This is a genomic window from Nocardiopsis suaedae (assembly GCF_027706745.1).
GTDB lineage: Bacteria > Actinomycetota > Actinomycetes > Streptosporangiales > Streptosporangiaceae > Nocardiopsis_A > Nocardiopsis_A suaedae.
This window is the reverse complement of the sequence record NZ_JAQFWP010000087.1, coordinates 1-22,636: the sequence shown is the minus strand read 5'-3', so window position 1 is coordinate 22,636 and position 22,636 is coordinate 1. Positions and strand designations below refer to the sequence as shown.

The following is a 22,636-nucleotide window of genomic DNA, read 5'->3' as shown; positions in this document are numbered from 1 at the left end:
TTATGAGCCCAGCGAGCTACCGAACTGCTCCACCCCGCGTCGGTGTGTCTTCACAGTAGCGCGGATCCGCACAGGTGCCAAACCGGAGCCCCGGGCGGGGCCCAGCGGCCGGGGAGGCGTCCCCGGCCGCCGGGCGCGGAAGGGGGCGGCTAGTTCCCCTCCTCCTGCTCGTTGCGGGCCTCCTCGGCGCGCTCCAGGGCGTCGGCGAGCTCGTCCTGGGCCTTGCCGTAGGCCTCCCAGTCGCCGTCCTGCAGCGCCTGCTGGCTGTCCTCGTAGGCCTGGGCGGCGTCGTCCAGCGCCTGGGACAGCGCGTCGCCGCCCCCGCCGCCTCCGCCGGCGTCGCCTTCGCCCTCGCCTTCGCCTTCGGAGGCGTCCTCACCGGCTCCGCCCTCCTCCAGCGGCCCCTCGCCGCCTTCGAAGAGGTTGTTCAGCGCCACCTGGAGGTTCTCCCCGATGGCCACCTCGTCACCGAAGGCCACCATCACCTGCTGCAGCAGCGGGTAGGCGGCCCCGCCCTCGGCCTGCACGAAGAGCGGCTCCACGTACAGCATGCCGTCGCCGAACGGGAGGGTGAGCAGGTTGCCGTAGGTCACCGAGGTGGCGTCGCTCTGCTCCAGCGGGAGCAGGACCTCGCGGACGCTGGCCTCGGACTGGAAGGCGTTCTGCACCTGGCCCGGACCGAGGATCACCTTGCTGCGCGGCAGCTCCAGCATCCGGATCTTGCCGTAGTCCTCCGAGGACGGGTCGCTGACCACCGACATGAACGCCGCCAGGTTCTCCCGGTCCCGCGGGACGAACGTCGAGGTGAGCGAGAAGTGCGCCTCCTCGTCGCCGGGGTAGCGGATGGTCTGCCGGTACGGCGGCTCGGGGCTGTCGCCCTCCTTGGTCGGGTCGGCGGGGATGTCCCAGAAGTCCTGCCCGCCGTAATAGGCGTCGGCGTCGGTGACGTGGTACTGCTTCAGGATCTCCCGCTGGACCTTGAACAGGTCGTCCGGGTAGCGCAGGTGGCTGCCCAGCTCGTCGCCGATCTCGGACTTCTTGGTGACCACCCCGGGGAAGGCCTTGGACCAGGTCTGCAGGACCGGGTCGCTCTCGTCCCACCCGTAGACGGTGACCGTGCCGTCGTAGGCGTCCACGGTCGCCTTCACCGAGTTGCGGATGTAGTTCACCTGGTTGCCCGGCAGCGCGGTGGCGTTGTTGCCGCCCTCGCTGAAGGTGTCCTCGGTGGCCTGGGAGAAGTCGATCGGCGTGGAGTAGGGGTAGCCGGAGCTGGTGGTGTAGGCGTCCACGATCCACTGCACGCGGCCGTCCACGATGGCCGGGTAGGCGCTGCCGTCGACGGTGAGGAAGGGCGCGACCTTCTCCACCCGCTGCGACGGGTCCCGGTCGTACATGATCTTGGACTCGTCGGTGATGGCCGTGTTCAGCAGGATGTCCGGCTCGCGGTACTTGAGCGCGTACAGCACCCGGTCGAAGAACGAGCCGAGCTGCACGCCCCCGTCGCCCTCGTAGTGGTTGGTGGCCTGGCTGCCGGGGTCCTCGGAGCCTCCGCCGCCGCCCTCGGTGGCCTCGGGCGACTGCTCGGGCGACTGCTCGGCGCCCTCGCCGCCGCCTTCGCCGCCGCCCTCCTGGCCGTCGGCCGGAGCGCGGGCCTCGTCGGCGCCGCCGCCCCCTTCACCCTCGACGTCCTCGGAGGTGGTGATGTCCTCGGTGCTCTCGTCGGCGTCGAGCGGGTAGTCGTACTCCGGCTCGGCGTTGACGATCGCGTAGTCGGCGCCCTGCTGGCCGTAGTAGATGCGCGGCTCGTACTCGCCGGTGACCTCGGACAGCTCACCGGTGGGCGGGATGTTGTACTGCGTGAAGACCGGGCGGCCCTCGTTGTCGACCTGGTTGCCGGCGGCCGCCACGATGCCGAAGCCGTGGGTGTAGACGGTGTGCCGGGTCAGCCAGTTGTCCTGGCCCTCGGGCGGCCCGTCCAGCTCGCGCGCGGCGATGATGGTGTCGACCGAGTTGCCCTCGGCGTCCTGGTAGCGGTCCACCCCCAGCACCTCGGGGAACTGGTAGAAGCCGCGGACCTGCTGCATCTGCTGGAAGGTCTGGGAGACGACCGAGGGGTCGACCAGCCGGACGCTGGGGATGGTGGAGGCCTCTTGGGAGAGCTGCTCGGGGGTGAGCTCGGTCTCGGCGTCGTAGGTCTGCGTCTCGGCGTCGGCGATGTCGTAGGCGTCCCGGGTGGCCTCGATGTTGCGGGTGATGTAGGGGTTCTCCGCCCGCTGCTCGTTCGGGCTGACCTGGAACTGCTGCACCGCGGCCGGGTAGACGCCGCCGATCAGCACCGCCGAGAGCACCAGGAGCCCGAGGCTGACCAGGGGCACCATGGCGTTCTTGAAGTAGATGTTGGCGAAGAACAGCGCCGCGCACACCACCGCGATGATGGCCAGCACGATCTTGGCGGTGAGCACCGCGTTCACGTCGGTGTAGGAGGCGCCGTAGGTGTAGCCCCGGTCGGAGAAGACCAGTCCGTACTGGTCCAGCCAGTAGGCGCCCGCCTTCAGCAGCACGAACACGCCCAGCAGCACCGACAGGTGCACCCGGGCGGCGGGGGTGGCGCGCTGGCCCTGGGTCTGCAGGCGCACGCCGCCGTACAGGTAGTGCACGATCACCGCGGCGATGAACGCCAGCACGACCGCGGCGAACAGGTACCCCAGCACGGCGCGCAGGAAGGGATAGGTGAAGGCGAAGAAGGAGATGTCGACGCCGAACTGCGGGTCGGCCTGGCCGAAGGGGGTCCGGTTGGCCCACTGCAGGAAGGTGCCCCACTCGGCGCTGGCCGAGGCGCCGGTGAGCAGCCCCAGGCCGCCGGCGATCAGCCAGAAGAACAGCTTGCGGTGCGGATCGATCGCCATCCGGTAGCGGTCCAGGCCCTGCTGCTCCAGGCTGGCCGGGCGGGTCAGCGGCCGGGTCCGGTAGGCGAAGTACACGCTCGCGCCGACGAACACGGTCATCAGCACGGCCCCGCCCACGAACAGCAGGGCCCTGGTGCGGATCTCGGTCCAGAAGACCGAGGTGTAACCGACCGAGGCGAACCACTTGTAGTCGGTCACGAAATTGGCGGCGACCAGCAGACCCGCGACTATCACGACGACGGCCACCGCGACAGGCGCGAGCAGCCGGTTACGTCGAGGCATGCGCGCGGTGGGTGCGCCGGGCGTTCGGAAGCTCACGCCTCCCCCTCGTCATGTTCGTCAATGGACGGCGAGGGGACAGGACCCCTCTGTATCGGCAACTTATTGTGCGCGCGCCGGGTTCCCGAAACCCCGCGCCGGGCGGATGACAACATCACATCGGCACGGCATCGGCGGCGTATCGGATGCACGGTGCCCCCGACCCTACTCGGCCGGGGCGGGGCGTCAGGGGCCGCGATCGGGCACCATGGACGCGTGACTCTCAACATCCGCGAAGCCGTCATGGACCTGGAGCAGCACGCCTCCGAGCAGGGGTGGGACCAGCCGCCCCGGGTCTACGCCCTGGTGCCCACCGCCGAGCTGGCCCGGCGCGAGCCGGCGCTGGCCTCGATGCTGGGGCTGGACGCCTCGGCCGACCCGGCCGAGCTGACCCCGGTCGAGCAGGAGCCGCTGCCCGACGGGGTGCCGCTGGAGGAGGCGCTGGGCCGGATGGCCTGGCCCGAGGCGGTGGCCGGGTGCGCCCTGGTCATGGAGCGCCTGGTGGTCAAGGGCTCCGACGCGACGCTGGACCCGCCGCGCGGCGGCACGGGCGACTGGGCCGCCGCCCAGGACGGCTCGGAGGAGGTCCGGATGGTGGCCGGGGTGCTGCGGGACGGCGGCCGCCACGCGGCGCTGCGGATGCGCGCCCACGACAGCGACGACCAGGTGCTCAACGGCCCCGACCTGGTGCCCGCGCTCACCTCGGCGCTGGAGCTGACCCTGCAGGAGGACGAGGACTGACCGCGCCGCCCCTTCTGTCGTTGATCTCGGGGAAACCGGCCCTACAAGCGCGCTCTTAGGGGCGTTCTCCCCGAGAGCAACACGGGGAGGGCGGGCGCGTCACGCCCCGGGCTCGCAGCGGGGCAGGTCGGACAGGCCCTCGCCGGACTTGATGGCCTCCAGGGCGGTCAGCGCCCCGTCCAGCTCCTCGACCTTGAGGACCTCCATGTCGCCGGCGGCCGCCGAGTCGAAGGTCTGCGGGCAGCTCTCGGCCGGCACCAGGAAGTACTCGGCGCCCTCGTCACGGGCGCTGACCATCTTCTGGGCCACCCCGCTGACGCCGCCCACCTTCCCCTCGGCGTCGATGGTGCCGGTCCCGGCCACGTCCGCGCCGCCGGTCAGCCCCTCGGGGTCGAGGCGGTCCATGATCCCGAGCGCGAACATCAGCCCGGCGCTGGGGCCGCCCACGTTCTCGATCCGGAAGTCCACGTCGAAGGGGAAGTCCGGGTCGTCGGCGATCATGATGCCCACGACCGCCCCGCCCTCGCCGTCGTCCTCGGTGGTGACCTCGACACCGGTGCGCTCACCGTCGCGCTCGACGGTCAGCTCCACCGGGTCGCCGGGCTCGCGGTCGCCGACCCGCTCGGCGGCCTCGCCCTTGTCGGCGACCTTCTCCCCGTCGACCTCCAGGAGCACGTCCCCGGCCTTGAGGCGGCCCTGGGCGGGGGCGTCCTCGGTGACCGCGGCGACGACGGGCCGCAGGTCGTACTCGACGCCCATCTCGCCCAGCGCCGCCGCCACCGCCGCGGTCTGCGAGTCGTCCATGGCCATCGTCTGGGACTCGCTGACCTCCTCGGCGCTGCGGTCCGGCGGGAAGAGCGCGGCCTCGGGCAGCACCGCCTGCGTCGGCGAGAGCCAGGCGCTGATGACGGTGAGGATGTCCATCCGCCGCCCGGGACCCCCGGCGTACTGGACGGTGACCATGGCCAGGTCGCCGTCGTGGCGGTAGCTCTCCCGCCCGTCGATCCGGATGACCGGGTCGCCGTCGGCGTCGTCGCCGATGGTGTTCAGCGAGATGCCGGGCGAGGCCACCAGGTAGGGAACCGGGAGGAACGCCGCCCCCACGGCGATTCCGACCAGCAGCACGACCGCGGTGATGAGCGTCTTGGCGCGACGGAGCATGGTGCCCAGACTACGGCCCCCGGCGGGCCGGGCGCCTCCGGCGTGCCGCCGCGCCCGCCGTCAGCAGGCGCCCACCCATTCGGCGTCGCCCTCGGTGAAGCGCTGGTGCTTCCAGATGGGGACCTCGGCCTTGATGTCGTCGATGAGCCTGCGGCAGGCGTCGAAGGCCTCGGCGCGGTGAGCCGCCGCGGCGGCGACCACCACCGCGTTGTCGCCGATCTCCAGATCGCCGACGCGGTGCAGGGCCGCGACCCGCCACACCGGGCGGCCGTCGCGGGAGGTGTCGGCCACGACCTTCTCCATGACCCGGCGCATCTCGGCCTCGGCGGTCGGGTGGGCCGAGTAGGCCAGCCCGGTGACGCCGCGGCCGTGGTCGTGGTCGCGGACGGTGCCCACGAAGAAGGCGGTGCCGCCCGCCCTGGGGTCGCCGACGGCCGAGACGGCCTCGTCGACGGAGATCGGTGTGTCGCGCAGTCCTACCAGAGTGATGGCTTCCACATGCATGACCGTATCAACGCCCTACGACGGCAGGAGGAACGTCCAAGCAGCTCACAGGCTGAACGGCGGCGCCTTGGAGACCTCTACGACCCGGCCCGCGGCCCCCGTCGCCCCACGCTCCCCGCTGGTGGTGTGGTTCCCGCATTAGACCACTGCACGGGCGTGTGGTCCATGCCTTTGCACGTTCCATCGCACGTTCACCCGCCTTCGGGGGCGGGGGCCGATGCCCCACCGGCCCATGGTCCCGCACCCCTGGCCCAGGCCGGGCGTCCGGCTCCGGCCACGGCCTGCCGCCCGGTTCAGGACTTCCGGCGCTTGCGCAGGTGGCGGACGGCGGCCGCGGTACCGATCGCGGCCACGGCGGCGCCCGCCGCGCCGGCGGCGGTGACGGCGGCCTCCTTGCGGCCCAGGCGGCGGCCGACGATCGCGGTGGCCTCCCCCTCGGACTCCACCAGCGCGCGCAGCGCCTCGGCGTTGCCGTAGGCCGGCTTCCACCCGGCCTCGCGCAGCGCGGCGCAGTCCACCACGCACGGGTACACCAGGTGCTTCAGGTCCCCGGCGGCGGCCGGGGTGATCCCGGCGCGGTGCAGGCGGCCGGTGGCGCCGAAGGCGATGCCCGGCGGCACCTCGAAGCGGCGCAGGCCGGTGATCTCCTCGGCCTCCTCCTGGCCGAGCGAGCCGTCGCACCCCACGGCCAGGGCGGTGTCGCCGCCGCCCGCCCCGCCCAGGGCGACCAGCTCCAGGGCCGAGGCCAGGTCCTCCACGTGGCAGAACTGCCAGCGCTGCTCCACCCCCTTGACCGAGATCAGCCGGGGCGCGGCGAAGTGCCGCCCGACCACGGTGTCCAGGCCCGGGCCGACCAGCGGCGCCGGGCGCACCACGGCCACCGAGAGCCCGGGGTGCGCGCGCCGGGCCCGCTCGCCCACCTCCTCCACCTCGGCGAAGTCCCCGGCCAGGCCGTCGGCGCCGTCGGTGCGCACCGGCGCGTCCTCGGGCAGCGGTATCGGGTTGTCCGGGGCGGCGCCGTAGACGGCGGTCCCGGTCACCAGGACCGCCTGCGGCACGCGTTCGGCGGCGGCCGCGGTGAGCACGGTCTGGGCGGCCCGCACCGCGCGGGCGCGCCGCTCCCGGCGCGGGGTGTCCGCCGAGCGGTCGGTGTCGGCGTGCACCAGCACGTCCACCCCGCGCAGCCGGGAGGCCAGCGCCGGGTCGCACACGTCGGCCGAGCGCCACTCCACCCCGTCGTCCGCGGCCAGGTCCTCGGGGGGCGGTCCGGCGTCCACGGCCACGACCCGCCCGGGGGCGGGCAGCCCCCACGGGCCGGACCCGGAACCCGCGGCGGCCCCCAGTCGTTCCACCAGCAGCCGGCCGACACCGGCGGCGGCCCCTGTCACGGCCACCACCGGCCCATCACCCCGCGGACTGTGCTCAGGGCGAACCTGGCTGTTTCGGGTACTCACTCCGGCCTGCTCCCAGCTAACGTGACAGTGGAGACATTCCTATCCTGCCTGAGGTCTGATCGTGAGCGACCTGCCATTTGGTTTCAGCATGCCCAACGACCCCGACGACGAGTCGGGTCGCGGCTCGGGCGACTCCGGCTCCGGGAGCGGCGGCCCAGGCGGAGAGACCCCGGGGTCGCCCGGCGGGTTCCCGCTGGGCGACCCGCAGCAGATGGCGCAGATGCTGCGCCAGTTCGCCGACATGATGGCCGCCCAGCCCGCCCCCGGCGCGCAGCAGGCGTCGCCGGGCGGCGTCAACTGGGACATGGCCAAGAACATCGCCCGGCACACCGTCTCCCAGAAGGGGGACGCGAGCGTCTCGCCCGTCGACTCGGCCAAGGTCGAGGAGGCACTGCGCCTGGCCGACCTGTGGCTGGACGGCGCGACCCCGCTGCCCTCCGGCGTCCAGACCGCGCAGGCCTGGAGCCGCTCGGAGTGGGTGGAGCGCACCATGGCCGCCTGGACCCGCCTGTGCGACCCGCTCACCTCCCGCATCGTGGAGTCGATGGGCGCCAACATGCCCGAGGAGATGCAGTCGGTCGCCGGGCCGCTGATGGGCATGGTGCGCCAGATGGGCGGCATGCTCGTCGGCCAGCAGGCCGGCCAGGCCATCGGTGAGCTGGCCGGGGAGGTCGTCGGCTCCACCGACATCGGCCTGCCGCTGGCCGGGGAGGGGCGCGCCGCGCTCATCCCGGCCGGGGTGGAGGGCTTCGGCGAGGGCCTGGGCGTGCCCGAGGAGGAGGTGCGGCTGTACCTGGCCGCCCGCGAGGCGGCGGTGCACCGGCTGTACGCGCACGTGCCGTGGCTGCGCTCGCACGTGCTCGGCCTCATCGAGGAGTACGCGGCCGGGATGTCGTTCGACATGAGCGCGCTGGAGGAGCGGCTCGGCGGCATCGACCTGTCCGACCCCGAGGCCCTGCAGGAGGCGCTGTCCGGCGGGGAGGGGCTGCTGCAGCCCCAGGACACCCCGCAGCAGAAGGCCTCCCTGGCCCGCCTGGAGACGGCGATCGCGCTGATCGAGGGGTGGGTGTCGGTGGTCGTGGACGACGCGGTGCGCGGCCGCCTGCCGCAGTCGGCCTCGCTGGCCGAGGCGATCCGGCGGCGCCGGGCCACCGGTGGGCCCGCCGAGCACACCTTCGCCACCCTGGTCGGGCTGGAGCTGCGCCCGCGCCGCCAGCGCGAGGCGGCCCGGCTGTGGACCGCCCTGACCGAGGCGCGCGGCGCCGAGGGGCGCGACGCGGTCTGGGAGCACCCGGACCTGATGCCCTCCGGGGAGGACCTGGACGACCCGGACGCGTTCGTGTCCGGGCGCGCCTCCGGCGGCGACCTGGACCTGGACATCTCCCGGCTGACCGGGGAGCTGGACCCCGGCGCCGAGGGGGAGCGCGGGGACGGCGGGGACTCTCGCGGCGACGGCGAGGGCTCCCGCGGGGACGGGGACACCGGTACGGACGGCGGGGGCGACGGGGACGGGCGCGCATGAGCCTGGCCGCCGACGTCAGGGCCGTCCTGGAGGCCTGGTCCGCGCCCGATGCCCGCAACGACGGGCTCCGCCGCTCCTACCTGGCGCACATGGACGCCCACCCCGACGCCCTGAGCCGCTCCTGCGCGGCCGGGCACTTGACCGCCAGCGCCGCCGTGCTGGACCCGTCCGGCTCCAAGGGCGTCCTGACGCTGCACGGCAAGGTCGGCCTGTGGCTGCAGACCGGCGGGCACTTCGAGGAGGCCGACACCACCCTGGCGGGCGCGGCCCTGCGCGAGGCCGAGGAGGAGAGCGGCATCCGCGGGGTGGAGGTGCTCCCGGGCCCGGTGCGCCTGGACCGCCACCGGGTGGGCTGCTGCGGGGGCACCTGGCACTTGGACGTGCAGTTCGCGGCGGTGGCCCCGGACGGCGCCGTGCTGGCCATCGACCCGGAGGAGTCGGACGACCTGGGCTGGTTCCCGGTCGACGACATTCCCGACCCGACGGACGACGCCTGCCGGGCCCTGTTCGCCGCCGCCTCCGAGGCGGTGCGCGCGCGGCGCTAGAGGGGTGCATGACAGGGGCGCCGGGAGCGGTCATCGGACGCGGCACCCCCGTCACTTTCCGTGGCCGCCCGGGGCCGACCGCCGGACCGCGGTCAGGGGCCCCGGACGGGGGCGGGGATCAGCGGAAGCTGAGGGAAGCGGTCACCGACGCGGGGTCGGGGCACAGGAAGCCGCCCTCCGCGAGGGGGATCTCGGTGCTGGTGGTGTAGGTGCGGGTGTCGCCGTCGCGCTGGGCCGACACGCCGGTCCCCTCATAGCGGCAGGTGATGCCGAGGACCGACACGGAGATGTCCAGCACGTCGACGGTGAGGGTGCCCGCGGCGTCGTCGAAGGTCACGCCGGGGTCGTTGTTGAGGGCGGCGGTGGTGTCGCCGTCACAGGACAGGTTCCCGGTTCCGGACGTGTTGATCGTGGTGCGGTCGACGGTCAGGGGGGTGGGGGCCTGGTCGCTGGTGACCCCGTCGGTCCAGGAGCACGACTGGCCCTCGGCCGAGATCGTGCCGTCCACGAAGCCCTGCGCGGCGGCGGCGGGCGAGGCGGCCAGGCCGGTCAGGGCCAGGGCGCCGAGGACGACGGCGACGGGTCTGGGGGAGATACGGGACACGGTACCTACCTTCGTGTGCGGGGCTACCCGCCGGTGTTTCCGGCCGGTAATTTACGCGAAGGTAATTTCGCGTCCTGGGCGCGTCAATCCCCCGAACACAAGAGGATTCCGGCCTCTTCCGCCACGCCCACCGCTACACAGCGCCGACCTGGACATACGGAACGTCGTCAGCGGAGAGGCCCGATGGCCGCGCTGCGCTCCCGGTGGGCTCCACCGTGTCAGGGGCGCCGGGCGCGAGAGAAGCGGGTGCGGCGCGGAGCCCCGCGCCTGCCGGGTCCGGGCGTCCCGGGACGGTCATTCGCCGATGACGTCGTCCTCTTCGGGCGCGGACTCTTCGGCGCTCCCGCCGTCGGCCAGGCGGGAGGCGGCACTGACGCCTTCGAGGTACCCCCGGGCCCGCTCGGCCTTGGGGTAGCGGTGCACCATCTCCCAGAACTCGGGCCCATGGTGCGGGATGACCAGGTGGACCAGCTCGTGGACCAGCACGTAGTCCATCACCCACGAGGGCATGCCCGACAGCCTGCGCGACAGGCGGATCGCACCGGTGTCCGGGGTGCACGACCCCCAGCGGGTGTTCTGGTTGTCCACCCAGCGCACGCTGTCCGGGCTGACCAGGCCGTCGAGATAGCGCTCCGCGAGCTCCACGGCGCGCTCGTGCAGGGCGGCGTCGCCGGGGCGGCGGCGCTCCTCCCTGGCCTCGAGCCGGTCCAGCATCCGACTCACCCAGCGCTTCTCCTCGGCGCGGGAGAACGTGGCGGGGACGAGGACGACCGTCTTGTTCCCGTCGCGGTAGGCGGACACCGTCCGCCTGCGGCGGGCACTCCGCCGTACCTCGATCTCTGTGTTCTGAGGCACAACGTCACGGTATCCCAGAGTTGACTCCTACCACAGGGGGAGATTGCGCATTTTTAGGGATGCGGCATGAACGATCCCCTGGTCGGACCCCGGGACGGGTCCCGGACGGGCCGGAGGCCGGCGCCCCGGTGGGGCGCCGGCCTCCGGCGACGGCGCCGTCGCGCCGTCAACACAGGCGCGACCAGCTTATTTCCATGAGCGCGCGCTCCATGCGGGCGTGTTCGCGCATCTCGGCCCGCAGTTGCCGGGCCGACAGCCTGCGCCGCTCGCGCTCCCGGTGGGCGGTGTCCCCCTCGGGCAGCGGGGCGGTCTTCAGGGCGGCCATGAGTTCGTTCAGCATGGGTTCGGGCTTCCTCTCGGAATTCGGTGTGAACCGGGACGTCGGGGCGTGGGTGCGGCGCGTCCGCGCCGTGCGGTCAGGCCGCGACCGGCTGCGGGTGCTTGCGGGGGCGGCCCCGCGGACGCTTGCGCGGGACGACCTTTCCGGCGACGAGCAGTTCGCCGCCCCAGACCCCCCACGGCTCACGGCGCTCAAGGGCGTCCGCCAGGCACTGCTCACGGAAGGGGCAGCTCTGGCAGACGGCCTTGGCCGCCTCGACATCGGCCGGCGCCTCGGCGAAGAAGAGGTCGGGCTCCCTCCGGCAGGGAACCTCGGCCTCACCGAGCCACGGAGTCTCCAGGACCGACGCGAGCATCGGTGTCCTCCTGATCTTTCGTCTACGCGTTGCGACTTCGACGGTCGGATCTTCGATCCGGGGCCGGTGCCTGATTGCCGCGCCGCGGAGATCGGTCTCCGCCCTTCAGGCGGGGACCGGTTCCGCGGAGACGAATGTGGCCGCGGCCCCTGTGCGGGGCCGCGGCCACGGAAGACTCGCTCGGCGTCTGTTACGCCGGTCTACTCCGTGGACACGCCCCCACTGCGCCCTGCGGGCGCGGGGTTGCTGCGTGAACGAACCCGGGCAGTCCGCGTTCGGCCTGAACCGGACGCACTCCTCCCGTGATCGCTGCTTCGACGTCGGCCTGGATCAGGCCGGCCTTCAGGTCGCGGAGGCGCCGGGCGCCGCCGGTGGCGAAGGACATGTCGAGGCCGCTACGGGCGGAATAGGTCGCAGGGCCGAACGGCACGCCGCGCTCGGTGCCCCACTCATCGGCGGAGAGCACCATGAAGCGCGGGGCCGTGCCGGACACGGCACCGAATGCGCTCTTCATTGCGATCATCGGATGGGACACCTCCTCTCGGTCGGGTACGCGGCTCTCGCCGCGGACCGTTGCGCGGTCGCTGACGGGAGTTAACACTAGACGGGGTCGCCGATGCGCGGCAACCAATTTTTGACCTGCGAATTCGTCCGGATCCGGCCGGAAGTCCCGGGGAACCGCGCCGGCTCAGCCGCCGTCGCCCACGACCCGGATCAGCCCTTCCTGCACCACCGAGCAGACCAGCTCGCCCTCGCGCGTGTAGAACAGGCCGCGGGCCAGCCCGCGCGCCCCCTCCGCCGAGGGGGTCTCCTGGGCGTAGAGCAGCCACTCGTCGGCGCGGAAGGGCCGGTGGAACCACATGGCGTGGTCGAGGCTGGCCATGGAGATGCCCTCGAACGAGCGCCCGTGCCGGAGCAGCACCGTGTCCAGCAGGGTCAGGTCCGAGGCGTAGGTCATCAGGCACACGTGCAGCAGCGGGTCGTCCGGCAGGCGGCCGTCGACCCGGATCCACACCAGGTTCTCCGTGGTGCGCAGCGCCGGGTCGGCGCCGACCTCGAAGGACATCGCGCCCACCGGGCGCATCTCGATCGGGTGCCAGTAGGCGAACCGCGGCACCGTGCCCAGCGCCTTCTCCAGCCGCTCGCGGGCGGTGGGCAGCTCCTCGGGGCCGGGCACCTCGGGCATGCGCACCTGGTGGCTCAGGCCCGGCTCGGCCTTGTGGAAGGACGCCGACAGGGTGAAGATCGCCCGGCCGTGCTGGACGGCGGTCACCCGGCGGGTGGTGAAGGAGCGGCCGTCGCGGACCCGGTCCACCTGGAAGACGATGGGCACCGACGGGTCGCCCGGGCGGATGAAGTAGGCGTGCAGCGAGTGCACCGCCCGCTCGGGGGGCACCGTCCGCCCGGCGGCCACCAGCGCCTGCCCGGCGACCTGGCCGCCGAACACCCGCTGGGGGCCGTGGTCGGGGCTGGAGCCCCGGAAGATGTCGTCCTCGATCCGCTCCAGGTCGAGGATGTCCAGCAGCGACTCCAGGGACTGGCCGGCCGCGGCCGCCTCCCCGCCCGCGTCCGGCGCCGCCTTCTCATCCGCCATCGCGCTCCCCCTCCTCCTCGGGCACCGGGGGCTCCTCCCCCGCGCACAGGGCCAGCACCGCCTCACCGTAGCGTTCCAGCTTCACGGCGCCGACACCGGATATCCGCGACAGTTCGGACACGCCGGAGGGCTCCAGCTCGGCCACCGCCTGCAGGGTGGCGTCGGTGAACACCACGTAGGCCGGGACCCCCAGGCGCTGCGCGGTGCCCTTGCGCCACTCCTTGAGCCGCTCCAGCAGCGCCTCGTCGTAGTCGGCCGGGCAGTCCGCGCACCGGGCGACCTTGCGCTCGGCCGCGTCGGTGAGGGTGTTCCCGCAGATCCGGCAGCGCACCACCTTGCCCGCGCGGGACCGGTCGCGGCGGCCGGAGGCCAGCGACGGGGAGGCCGGGCGCAGGCCGTCCAGGAACCGGGTGGGGCGGCGCCCCTTGCGCCCGCCCGGGGAGCGCGCCAGCGCCCACGACATCGACAGGTACTCGCGGGCGCGGGTGACGCCCACGTAGAACAGCCGCCGCTCCTCCTCGACCTGCTCGTCGGTCTCGGCGTAGACGATGGGCAGCGTGCCCTCGGTGAGGCCGACGAGGAAGACCGCGTCCCACTCCAGGCCCTTGGCGGCGTGCAGGGAGGCCAGGGTGACCCCCTCCATCTCCGGGGCGTGCTCGGTGGCGACCCGGGCCTCCAGCTCCTCCACGAAGTCGTCCAGCGTGGCGGTGTAGGGGCGCCCGCAGGAGCACTCGGCCGGGAGCGGCCCCGGGCCCGGCGGGGCCGCGGCCCCGCCCTCGCCGGGGGCGGCGCAGGAGCCGCGGTGCCGCTCCACCGCGATGTCGTCGGCGAGCTGGGCCAGCGCCGCCAGCGACTCCCAGCGCTCGCGCGCCTGGCGGCCCTCCGGCGCCTCGGGGGTCAGCCCGAGGGGCGCCAGCAGCGGCCGGACGGTCCCGGCCAGCGGCTCGCCTCCCCCGCCCTGCCGGGCCCCCCGCAAGGTGTGCACGGCCTGCTTGATCTCCTGGCGCTCGAAGAACCGGGTGGCGCCGCGCACGGTGAAGGCGATGCCCGCGTCCGCGAGGGCCTGCTCGTAGGCGGCGGACTGGGAGTTGGTGCGGAACAGCACCGCGACCTCCCGCGCCGGGGTTCCCGAGTCGACCAGGGCGGCGATGCGGCGCGCCACCGCGGAGGCCTCGGCGGGCTCGTCGTCGTACTCGGTGTAGGAGGGGTCGGGCCCGTCGGGGCGCTGCGCGAGGAGCTCGATCCGCTGGTCGCCGCCGCCGATGGGGCGGGACCGCTTGAGGACGTCGTTGGCGACCTTCACCACCTGGGGGGTGGACCGGTAGTCGCGCACCAGCCGCACCAGGGTGGCGTGCGGGTAGGCGGCGGCGAAGCGGGTCAGGTAGGCGGGGGTGGCACCGGCGAAGGAGTAGATGGTCTGGCCCGGGTCGCCCACCACGCACAGGTCGTCGCGGTCGCCCAGCCAGGCGTCCAGCAGGAGCTTCTGCAGCGGGTTGACGTCCTGGAACTCGTCGACGACGAAGTAGCGGTACTGGTCGCGCACGCGCTCGGCGATCTCGGGGCGCTCGGCCAGCATGGCGGCGGTCAGCTCCAGCATCGACTCGAAGTCGAGCAGGTTGCGCTCGCGGCGGATCTCCTCGTACCCCTCGAAGACCCGGGCCACCTCCACCGGGGCCATGGGGGCGGTGCGGCCCGCCTTGGCGACGGCGCTCTCGTAGTCGGCCGGGCGCACCTGGGTCACCTTGGACCACTCGATCTCCGAGGCCAGGTCGCGCAGGGCGGTCCGGTCGGCCTCCACCCCGCAGTCACGGGCGGCGCGCGCCACCACCTGCAGCTTGGAGTCGATCAGCGTGGGCGGTGGGCCGCCCACCACCTGCGGCCAGAAGTAGGAGAGCTGGCGCAGCGCCGCGGCGTGGAACGTGCGGGCCTGGACCCGGGGGGCGCCCAGGGCGCGCAGCCGTCCGCGCATCTCGCCCGCGGCGCGGGTGGTGAAGGTGACCGCGAGGATCTGCTGCTCGGCCGCGACGCCGGAGGCCACCGCGTGCGCGATCCGGTGCGTGATGGCGCGGGTCTTGCCGGTCCCCGCCCCCGCCAGGATGCACACCGGCCCGCGCAGGGCGCGGGCCGCCTCAAGCTGTTCGGGGTCCAGCCCCTCCAGCACGCGGTCGGGGTCCATGCGGCTCCTCCGTTCCCGGTTCCGTGTCGGCCGAGCCGGCTCCGTGCGCGTCGGCTCCGCGTCCGCGGGGCGCGGCCGACTCCGGCCACCCGTGCCCCGCTCTGCCCGTCGAGTCTCTCAAGTATCGGGGGCCGCCGCGGACGTGTGCGCAGTCCCGGTGCGCGCCTGTGGACGGCGGCGGCGGCGCGCGAACGCCGCTCCCGCAGGGGTTCTGGCGGGAACCACCCGGGCGCCGCAGGCGTCCCACGAGGTGATGCGGCCGATACGGGGAAGCTCGGGGAGGCCCGCCGCGTTGTCACTAGGCGGTGTTCTGATCGCTTTCGGGCGGCGTGCACCGGCGACGACCTGTTCGACGGAACGAGGAGAGGTTCGATGACCACCCCGAGCACCGGTCCGATCACGATGTACACCACACCGTGGTGCGGCTTCTGCAAGCGGCTCAAGAGCCAGCTCGCCCGGGAGGGCATCGCCGTCGACGAGGTGGACATCGAGCGGGACCCGGCCGCGGCGGAGTACGTGATGCAGGTCAACGGCGGCAACCAGACGGTTCCGACCGTGCTGTTCGGCGACGGTACGGCCCTCACCAACCCGTCCGCCAAGCAGGTCAAGGAGAAGATCGCCGCGCTCGCCTGAGGCGGGCCGCCTCCGGGCGGCACCTCCCGGGCGCGCCGCGCCGCCCGGCCGGCCCGCACCGCACGGGCCGGCCGGGGCCCAGATCACGAGGGGGACCACGTGGCAGCACAGAGCCGGACCAGAGACGGCGAGGAGACGACGGCAGAGGCGGGGGTCATCCGGCGCACGCCCGGCGGCTGGAGCGTGCAGGGCGAGCAGGTTCCCGACCTGGTCAACGCGATGGTGCTGGCCGACATCCTGGCGGCCGAGCAGCAGCGCGTCCCCGAGGCCCCGCCCGCGCCGCCGCGGGCCGGCGACGACGCGACCGAGGTGGAGCGGCTGCGCATCACCGTCGCCCAGCTCGAACACGCGCTGCAGACGCGCGTCGTGGTCGAGCAGGCCATCGGGGTGCTCGCCGAGCGGCACCGGCTCGCACCGCGCGAGGCCTTCGAGAAGCTGCGCTCGGCGGCCCGCTCGCGCGGGCGCAAGGTCGCCGACCTGTCCCGCGACGTGGTCGCCAGCTGCACCAACCCGCTCACCCCGCTGCCCGCCGAGCTCGCCGGGGCCGGGACCGCGGCCGAGGCGGCGGGCGGCCGCGCCTGAGGCGGGTCCGGCGCCCGTCACCACGCGCCGGGGAGCCGCCCGCCGTACCAGCGCTCGATGAGCAGCCGCGCGATCGACACCCGGCCGGGCAGCGCCACCGAGCCGCCCTCGGCGGCCGCGCGCAGCTCCGCGCGGGACAGCCACCGCACGTCGGTGATCTCCTGGTCGTCGGTGCGCTCGGCCTCCCCCACGGCGCGGGCGGTGAACCCGAGCATCAGGCTGCGCGGGAACGGCCACGGCTGGGAGGAGACGTACTCCGGGTCCGCCACGGCCACGCCCACCTCCTCGGCGACCTCGCGCTCGACCGCGTGCTCCAGGGACTCCCCCGGCTCGACGTAGCCCGCCAGCACCGAGTAGCGGCCCTGCGGCCAGGCGGGGTTGTGCCCGAGCAGGCACCGCTCCTCACCGTCCGGGTCCTCCCGGACCACCAGCATGATCACCGCCGGGTCCATGCGGGGGAACTGCTCGGTGCCCTCGCGTTCGCACACCCGCACGTGCCCGGCGGCCGACGACCGGGTCGACGCCCCGCACATGGGGCAGAACCGGTGCGAGGCGTGCCAGTTGGCCAGTGCCACCGCGTGGGTGAGCAGCCCGGCCTCGGCATCGTCCAGCACCGCCCCGGCGTCCCGCAGCGACGCCGCGCGCACACCGGGCCCGTGCTCCGCCTCCTCCAGGGGGTCCCCTTCGGCGGCGTGCACCGCGAAGTAGGCGTTACCGTCGGCGCCGACACCGAGCAGGTACCGCTCCCCCGCGGGGGCGGCGGCGGGGGTGGCGAACTCCAGCCGGACACCGCCGTCGCCGGTGTCGCGCACCAGAGCCCGCGACTGGCGCGACATCAGGTTGCGCCAGCCGTAGGTGACCGGGTCGCCGCCCTCCAGCACCAGCACACGGGTCGCGGGGTCGCCCCAGGCCTTCTCCAGCCACTCCTCGTCGCCGCGCCGGTGTCCGGCCATGTCGACGGCGCTGCGGGACAGCAGGGGCACGGGGTCGGGCATGCTCATGGGGCCTTCCTGGGCCTTCCTGGATCGAAAGCGGTGCGGAACGGGAGGGGCCTCAGCCGCGCCGGGCCAGGTCCTCCCACAGGTAGGCGGCGCTCTCGGCGCCCTTGAGGAGGAGGGGGACCTCCACCTTCTCATTGGGGGCGTGGATGCGGTCGTCGTCGAGGCCGACGGCGACGAACACCAGCGGGGCGCCGAGGATGTCGGCCAGGTCGGCCTCGGGGCCGCTGCCGCCCTCGCGGGTGTAGAGGACCTCGGTGCCGAAGGCGCGGGACATGGCGGCGCGGGCGGCGCGCACGGCGTCGGAGGACAGGTCCGAGGCGCAGGGGCGCACGCCGGGTCCGGAGAAGGACACCTCGGGGATCACGCCGTCGGGGACGTTCGCCTCCACGTAGGCGCGCACGGCCTGCTGGATGCGCAGCGGCTCCTGGTCGGGCACCAGACGGAAGCTCAGCTTGGCGTGGGCGGAGGAGGGGACGATGGTCTTCCCGCCGGAGCCGGTGTGGCCGCTCCACATGCCGTTGATCTCGGCGGTGGGGCGCACCCAGATGCGCTCCAGGGTGCTGTACCCGGCCTCGCCGGAGACGGCCCGGCTGGAGGCGGTGGCCAGCCACTCGCCCTCGTCGAAGGGGAGCCGGGCGATGAGGTCGCGCTCCTCCTCTCCGATCTCCACGACGTCGTCGTAGAACCCGGGCACGGCGATGCGCCCGTCGGGGCCGTGCAGGCCGGAGAGCAGGTCGGCCATGGCGGCGGCGGGGTTGGGCACGGCGCCGCCGAAGGTGCCGCTGTGCAGGTCGCGGTCGGGGCCGTAGAGGTCGATCTGCCCGGCGACCAGGCCGCGCATGCCCACGCACATGGAGGGGGTGTCGGCGGCCCACATGGTGGTGTCGGAGACGACGACCACGTCGCAGTCCAGGCGGTCGCGGCGGGCCTTGAGCAGTTCGGCGAAGTGCGGGGAGCCGGACTCCTCCTCGCCCTCGATGAGGAGCTTGAGGGTGACCGGCGGGGCGTCGGCGCCGGAGGCCGCCAGCCCGGCGCGGACGCCCAGGGCGTGGAAGAGGACCTGGCCCTTGTCGTCGGAGGCGCCGCGGCCGATGAGGCGGTCGCCCTGCTCGACGGGGGTGAAGGGGTCGGTCTCCCACCCCTCGGCGGAGTCGGCCGGCTGGACGTCGTGGTGGCCGTAGACGAGGACGGTGGGGGCGCCGGGGGCGGCGGCGGGCCATTCGGCGTAGACGGCGGGCAGGCCGCCGGTCTCCCAGACCTCCACCGTGGGGAACCCGGTGCCCTTGAGGTGGGCGACGAGCCATTCGGCCGAGCGCCTGACGTCACCGTGCCGGTCGGGGTCCGCCGAGACGGAGGGGATGGCCAGCCATTCCTTGAGGGCGGCGACGAACGCGCCGCGGTGCTCTTCGATGTAGGTACGCGCATCCATTCGCAGGCACCGTTGCCTTTCCGTTCCGACGACGGCCTTGTGGGCCGCTATCGAGGGTAGTCCTCCGACCTTTCCGCCCGGACCCCCGCGTCGGCGATAGCGGGAGGAGCCTCTGAAACCGCACGTGCGGCGCCGCTCGCCAGGGGCGGTGTCGATCGGTCGCCGCGACGAGGGGTCGTCGGGGCCCCGGCGGGGCGCGGAGGCGGACCGGGCGTTCGGCGCCCCGGATCGTGTCTGCTGGAGTGGTGTCGTTTCCCGTGGACCGGTCCAGCACGACCGGTACGCCCCCTCGGCGTTGATCTCGGGAGAAACGACCCTACAAGCGCGGTTTTAGCGTCGTTTCTCCCGAGATCAACGGGGGCCGGGCCGGAGGCCGTGGGCGGAAGGTGGACACGCCCCGCACCGACCTCCGAAGAAGCCGGCGCCCTCTGCGGACCTGCCCTACAGCCCTCTTGCGGCCCACGCCACCCCACACCACTCTGTCGCGATGTCCCACCTCAGGGTGATGGCGGCAGCCCTGGTCGGGGCCTAACGTTCGGTCCGACAGGGCTGTCACAGGCGGGAGCGGCATGGACGAGGACGCGGTCGGGCACGAGCGCGGGGCGAGGGCACCGTCCCGGTTCGGGAGGGCCTTCTACGACGCGCTCTGGCGTCCCCCGTCCGAGCTGGAGCGCCTCCTGCCCGCCCCCGCGCCCGAGCCCGTCCCCCGGCCGCAGGTCGGGGGCGTGTGCGCCGAGCGCGCGGCGCGGAAGGGCCTCCCGGTGAAGCGTGTGCGCCGCACGTTCGTGGTCACCGTGCTGCCCGCGCTGCTGTACCCGGTGCTGTGGCTGGTGCACGCGGCCGGACGCCCCCGGGCCCGCGGCCGCGCCGCCGCGAACCGGCAGCTCGTCCTGGTGGCGGCGGCGTTGTTCACCGCCTGGGCGGTCGGGCCTGAGCTGTACGACTACGGGATCCCGCGCTGGACGGCGCTGGCCGTGGGCATCGCGGTGGGCGCGCCCATGCTGCTGCTCGCGCGCTCGCCGCTGCTGACCTGGCGGCTGATGGTTCCCGCGCTGGCCGTCACGTTCGTCCTGCCGCGCGACATCCCGGTCGAGACCGGGGTGACCGCTCCGGTGCTCCTGCCGTTCATGATCGTGCTCTACCTCGTCGCAGCGCAGTACCACCGCGGGATCGCGACCGCGGTCGGCGCGGCCACCACGGCCCTCTTCCTCGCCCAGGGGGCGCTGCCCGGACGGGACCTGTCCGATGCGCTGGTATACGCGTTCATGGCCACCACCGCCCTGGTCACCGGGGACAACGTCCGGATGCGCCGTGAGGAGAGCGGGGTGCGCGCCGCTCCGCCGCCGCCCCCGCCGGACCGGCCCGCCATCCCGCTGGTGGACGGGGTGGTCGACGCGGTGTGGCGGGCGCCGGTGCGTCGGCCGGGCGGCCCCATGCGGCTGCTCGGCGGGCCGCGCCGCCCCCGGGACACGCGGCTGATCGCGGGGGTGTGCGCGGCCTTCGCGCCCCGTTCCCGGTCGGGGCGCATCGCCCTGCGGGTGGCGGCGGTGCTGCTGACACCGGGGACCGCCGTGGTCGCCCTCGCCGTGTACGCGTCCCTGTGGCTGCTGATGCCTTCCGAAGGGGACCCGCCGCCGCCCTCCTCCGGCGCGCGGCCGGGGCCGAAGGTGCTGGCCCGCGAGCGGATCGCCTGGGGCGTGCTGGGCGCGGCCTCGGTCGGCGCGTCGGCGGTGGCCGGGGTGCAGCTGGCCCTGTTCCACCTGCTGCCGTACCCGCTGGCGTGGACGCTGGGAGCGGCGGCGGGGCTTCCGCTGGCGCTGGTGCCGACGGCTCCGCTTCTGGCATGGCGGCTGGGGTCGGGGGGCCTGGTCCTGGCGGTCGTCTCCATCGGCGCGTTCGGGGCGCCACCGCACGACCTGTGGCCGTGGCCGGCGGCGGGCCTGGTGGTCATGGCGGTCCTCGTGTACGCGGTCGCCGTCGCGCACGGCGGGCGGACCGCAGCGGGGGTGGCCGCCGCGACCGCGCTCGCCGCCTTCCTGCCCGCGGCTCCCCTGGCCGGGACGCCGCTGCTGCAGACCCTGTGGCCGTGCGCCCTGGCGGCGGGCATCGCGGCGCTCGGGGCCAACGTGCGGGGGCGCCTGTCGGCCCAGCGGGAGCTGGCACGGGAGGCGGAGCTGCGCCGCCGCGAGCACGCCCGGCAGGCGGCGCTGGAGGAGCGCTCGCGCATCGCGCGGGAGCTGCACGACGTGGTGTCGCACCACATGTCGATGATCGCCATCCAGGCCGAGGCGGCGCCCTACAAGTACCCGGGGCTGCCGGACGGCGCGGCGGAGACCTTCACGACCATCCGCGACGCGTCCCGCGAGGCGCTGACGGAGATGCGCAGGGTGGTGCGGCTGCTCCGCGAGCAGGGCGAGGACGCCGAACGGGCGCCGCAGCCGGGGCTGGACCGGCTCGGGGAGCTGGTCGAGGGGGCGCGGACGGCGGGCATGCGCGTCGCGGTGGACGACCGCTCGCGGGAGGCGGCCGTGTCGGAGGCGGTGGGGCGCTCGGCCTACCGGATCGTGCAGGAGGCCCTCAGCAACGCGGCCCGGCACGCGCCCGGGGCGCGGGTGGAGGTGGAGCTGGGGCCGGAGGGCGGCGCTCTGGAGGTGCGGGTGGTCAACGGACCGGCGGCGCAGGACGGGGTCGGCGGCGGATTCGGGCCGGGCGGCCACGGGCTGGTCGGCATGCGGGAGCGGGCCGCCGTCCTCGGCGGGACCCTGCGGGCCGGGCCGACGCCGGACGGCGGCTTCGCGGTCGAGGCCCGACTGCCCCTGGAGGCGGACGGCGCGCAGTAGGGTGGTCCGGTGCCGATCTCCGTGATAGTCGCAGACGACCAGGCGATGGTGCGCGACGGGATCGCCGCGCTCCTCGACGCGGCCGAGGACATCAGCGTGGTGGCGCAGGCCGCCGACGGCCGGGAGGCCGTGCGGCTGGCGGGCGAGCACCGTCCGGACGTGGTCGTGATGGACGTGCGCATGCCCGCGATGGACGGCCTGGAGGCCACCCGCCGGATCACCGCCCAGACCCCGGCCGGAGACGCCGGGACCGCGTTCGGCGGGCCGGCCGGGACCGCATCCGGGGAACTGGCCGGGAACGCGCTCGGGAGTACGGCCGGGAACCCGGTCGGAACCGCCGGAACCGTCGGGGAGGCCGCCGGAACCGTCGGGGAGGCCGCCGGGGGCACGGCCGGATCCGGCACGAAGGTGCTGGTGCTGACGACGTTCGACCTGGACGAGTACGTGTACGAGGCCTTGGGGGCGGGCGCCAGCGGGTTCCTGCTCAAGGACGCCCCGGTGGACGACCTGCGCGCGGCGGTGCGCACCGTGGCGCGCGGGGATGCGCTGCTGGCGCCGTCGGTGACCAAGCGTCTGATCGCCGACATCGCCGCCCGCCGCCGCGAACGCGCGACCGCCCGCCCGGAGGCCTACGCCTCCCTGACCCCACGCGAGGCCGACGTGCTGCGACTGGTGGCCAAGGGGTTGTCCAACGGCGAGATCGCCGAAGAGCTGGTGCTGTCCGAGCAGACGGTCAAGACCCACGTCGGCCGCATCCTGATGAAGCTCGACCTGCGCGACCGGACCCAGGCAGTGGTGTTCGCCTACGAGAACGGCATCGTCTGAGAGCAGCACCGACGAGGGCAGGCACCCGCTACGGCCACGCCTGCCGTCCGGCGGGTTCCTCGCGGTCCAGGCGGGCGGGGCTCGGCAGGTACCCCACTCCCGGACACCAGCCGTCCGCCGAACCCCGGGAGTGCCCGGCCGAGAGCGGCGACGACGAAGGTCAGCGGCCCTACCTGCGGATCGGTCGGCCACCGGGTGAGTGCGTGGTCGCCGTGTTCGGCGGCGACGGCACAAGCGGGGCGGTTCCCCGG

At 74.2% G+C, this 22,636-nt stretch carries 20 protein-coding genes; 7 read left to right on the top strand and 13 right to left on the bottom strand.

Annotated features, from left to right (window positions below; translation table 11 throughout):
- Positions 1 to 149: 149 nt before the first annotated feature.
- Positions 150 to 3,188, bottom strand: a complete 3,039-nt coding sequence (locus O4U47_RS28595) for a UPF0182 family membrane protein (protein WP_270681096.1) — start codon at positions 3,186 to 3,188, stop codon at positions 150 to 152.
- Between the two features lie 252 nt (positions 3,189 to 3,440).
- On the opposite strand from O4U47_RS28595, the gene O4U47_RS28590 reads away from it, so the two are divergent.
- On the top strand, positions 3,441 to 3,965 hold the full coding sequence (locus tag O4U47_RS28590) for a PPA1309 family protein (protein WP_270681095.1): 525 nt from the start codon (positions 3,441 to 3,443) through the stop codon (positions 3,963 to 3,965).
- Between the two features lie 99 nt (positions 3,966 to 4,064).
- On the opposite strand, the gene O4U47_RS28585 is transcribed toward O4U47_RS28590, so the two are convergent.
- From O4U47_RS28585 to O4U47_RS28575, 3 genes are all read right to left on the bottom strand, one after another.
- Positions 4,065 to 5,126: a YlbL family protein gene (locus tag O4U47_RS28585; RefSeq protein WP_270681094.1), complete on the bottom strand. Its 1,062-nt coding sequence runs from the start codon at positions 5,124 to 5,126 to the stop codon at positions 4,065 to 4,067.
- Positions 5,127 to 5,186: 60 nt separating this feature from the next.
- Entirely contained in the window at positions 5,187 to 5,630 is a 444-nt protein-coding gene (locus tag O4U47_RS28580; RefSeq protein ID WP_270681093.1) for a molybdenum cofactor biosynthesis protein MoaE, read from the bottom strand.
- A 293-nt stretch (positions 5,631 to 5,923) separates the two neighbouring features.
- On the bottom strand, positions 5,924 to 7,027 hold the full coding sequence (locus O4U47_RS28575; RefSeq protein ID WP_270681092.1) for an NAD-dependent epimerase/dehydratase family protein: 1,104 nt from the start codon (positions 7,025 to 7,027) through the stop codon (positions 5,924 to 5,926).
- 145 nt (positions 7,028 to 7,172) lie between these two features.
- Between O4U47_RS28575 and O4U47_RS28570 the strand changes: the two genes are divergently transcribed.
- Positions 7,173 to 8,606, top strand: coding sequence for a zinc-dependent metalloprotease (locus O4U47_RS28570; RefSeq protein ID WP_270681091.1), 1,434 nt, complete (start codon positions 7,173 to 7,175; stop codon positions 8,604 to 8,606).
- Entirely contained in the window at positions 8,603 to 9,151 is a 549-nt protein-coding gene (locus O4U47_RS28565; protein ID WP_270681090.1) for an NUDIX hydrolase, read from the top strand. Before O4U47_RS28570 ends, O4U47_RS28565 begins: the two co-directional genes overlap by 4 nt.
- 118 nt (positions 9,152 to 9,269) lie before the next feature.
- Here O4U47_RS28565 and O4U47_RS28560 read toward each other — a convergent pair whose 3' ends face one another.
- The 7 genes from O4U47_RS28560 to O4U47_RS28530 all read right to left on the bottom strand — a co-directional run bounded on the left by O4U47_RS28560 (position 9,270) and on the right by O4U47_RS28530 (position 15,075).
- Positions 9,270 to 9,755, bottom strand: a complete 486-nt coding sequence (locus tag O4U47_RS28560) for a hypothetical protein (RefSeq protein WP_270681089.1) — start codon at positions 9,753 to 9,755, stop codon at positions 9,270 to 9,272.
- Positions 9,756 to 10,049: 294 nt separating this feature from the next.
- Positions 10,050 to 10,610, bottom strand: a complete 561-nt coding sequence (locus O4U47_RS28555; RefSeq protein ID WP_270681088.1) for a M48 metallopeptidase family protein — start codon at positions 10,608 to 10,610, stop codon at positions 10,050 to 10,052.
- 166 nt (positions 10,611 to 10,776) lie between these two features.
- Complete coding sequence (locus tag O4U47_RS28550; RefSeq protein WP_270681087.1) at positions 10,777 to 10,950, bottom strand: hypothetical protein; 174 nt, start codon at positions 10,948 to 10,950, stop codon at positions 10,777 to 10,779.
- Positions 10,951 to 11,026: 76 nt separating this feature from the next.
- Positions 11,027 to 11,305: a WhiB family transcriptional regulator gene (locus tag O4U47_RS28545; protein WP_270681086.1), complete on the bottom strand. Its 279-nt coding sequence runs from the start codon at positions 11,303 to 11,305 to the stop codon at positions 11,027 to 11,029.
- Between the two features lie 190 nt (positions 11,306 to 11,495).
- Positions 11,496 to 11,828 carry a hypothetical protein gene (locus O4U47_RS28540; protein ID WP_270681085.1) on the bottom strand — a complete coding sequence of 111 codons (333 nt, stop codon included), beginning with the start codon at positions 11,826 to 11,828 and terminating at the stop codon, positions 11,496 to 11,498.
- 165 nt (positions 11,829 to 11,993) lie between these two features.
- Complete coding sequence (gene tesB / locus O4U47_RS28535) at positions 11,994 to 12,899, bottom strand: acyl-CoA thioesterase II (protein ID WP_270681084.1); 906 nt, start codon at positions 12,897 to 12,899, stop codon at positions 11,994 to 11,996.
- The gene (locus O4U47_RS28530; protein WP_270681083.1) at positions 12,889 to 15,075 is read right to left on the bottom strand and encodes an ATP-dependent DNA helicase UvrD2; all 2,187 of its coding nucleotides are present in this window, start codon (positions 15,073 to 15,075) and stop codon (positions 12,889 to 12,891) included. Before O4U47_RS28530 ends, tesB begins: the two co-directional genes overlap by 11 nt.
- A 372-nt stretch (positions 15,076 to 15,447) precedes the next feature.
- Between O4U47_RS28530 and O4U47_RS28525 the strand changes: the two genes are divergently transcribed.
- Both O4U47_RS28525 and O4U47_RS28520 read left to right on the top strand, forming a co-directional pair.
- Positions 15,448 to 15,708 carry a mycoredoxin gene (locus tag O4U47_RS28525; RefSeq protein WP_270681082.1) on the top strand — a complete coding sequence of 87 codons (261 nt, stop codon included), beginning with the start codon at positions 15,448 to 15,450 and terminating at the stop codon, positions 15,706 to 15,708.
- A gap of 99 nt (positions 15,709 to 15,807) precedes the next feature.
- On the top strand, positions 15,808 to 16,290 hold the full coding sequence (locus tag O4U47_RS28520) for an ANTAR domain-containing protein (protein WP_270681081.1): 483 nt from the start codon (positions 15,808 to 15,810) through the stop codon (positions 16,288 to 16,290).
- A gap of 17 nt (positions 16,291 to 16,307) precedes the next feature.
- Here O4U47_RS28520 and nudC read toward each other — a convergent pair whose 3' ends face one another.
- Together nudC and O4U47_RS28510 are read right to left on the bottom strand one after the other, a co-directional pair.
- The gene (gene nudC, locus O4U47_RS28515; protein ID WP_270681080.1) at positions 16,308 to 17,291 is read right to left on the bottom strand and encodes an NAD(+) diphosphatase; all 984 of its coding nucleotides are present in this window, start codon (positions 17,289 to 17,291) and stop codon (positions 16,308 to 16,310) included.
- 52 nt (positions 17,292 to 17,343) lie between these two features.
- Complete coding sequence (locus O4U47_RS28510) at positions 17,344 to 18,720, bottom strand: dipeptidase (protein ID WP_270681079.1); 1,377 nt, start codon at positions 18,718 to 18,720, stop codon at positions 17,344 to 17,346.
- A 569-nt stretch (positions 18,721 to 19,289) separates the two neighbouring features.
- Here O4U47_RS28510 and O4U47_RS28505 point away from each other — a divergent pair.
- Both O4U47_RS28505 and O4U47_RS28500 read left to right on the top strand, forming a co-directional pair.
- Entirely contained in the window at positions 19,290 to 21,560 is a 2,271-nt protein-coding gene (locus O4U47_RS28505; RefSeq protein ID WP_270681078.1) for an ATP-binding protein, read from the top strand.
- 45 nt (positions 21,561 to 21,605) lie between these two features.
- Positions 21,606 to 22,385 carry a response regulator gene (locus O4U47_RS28500; RefSeq protein ID WP_408639043.1) on the top strand — a complete coding sequence of 260 codons (780 nt, stop codon included), beginning with the start codon at positions 21,606 to 21,608 and terminating at the stop codon, positions 22,383 to 22,385.
- Positions 22,386 to 22,636: the final 251 nt, after the last annotated feature.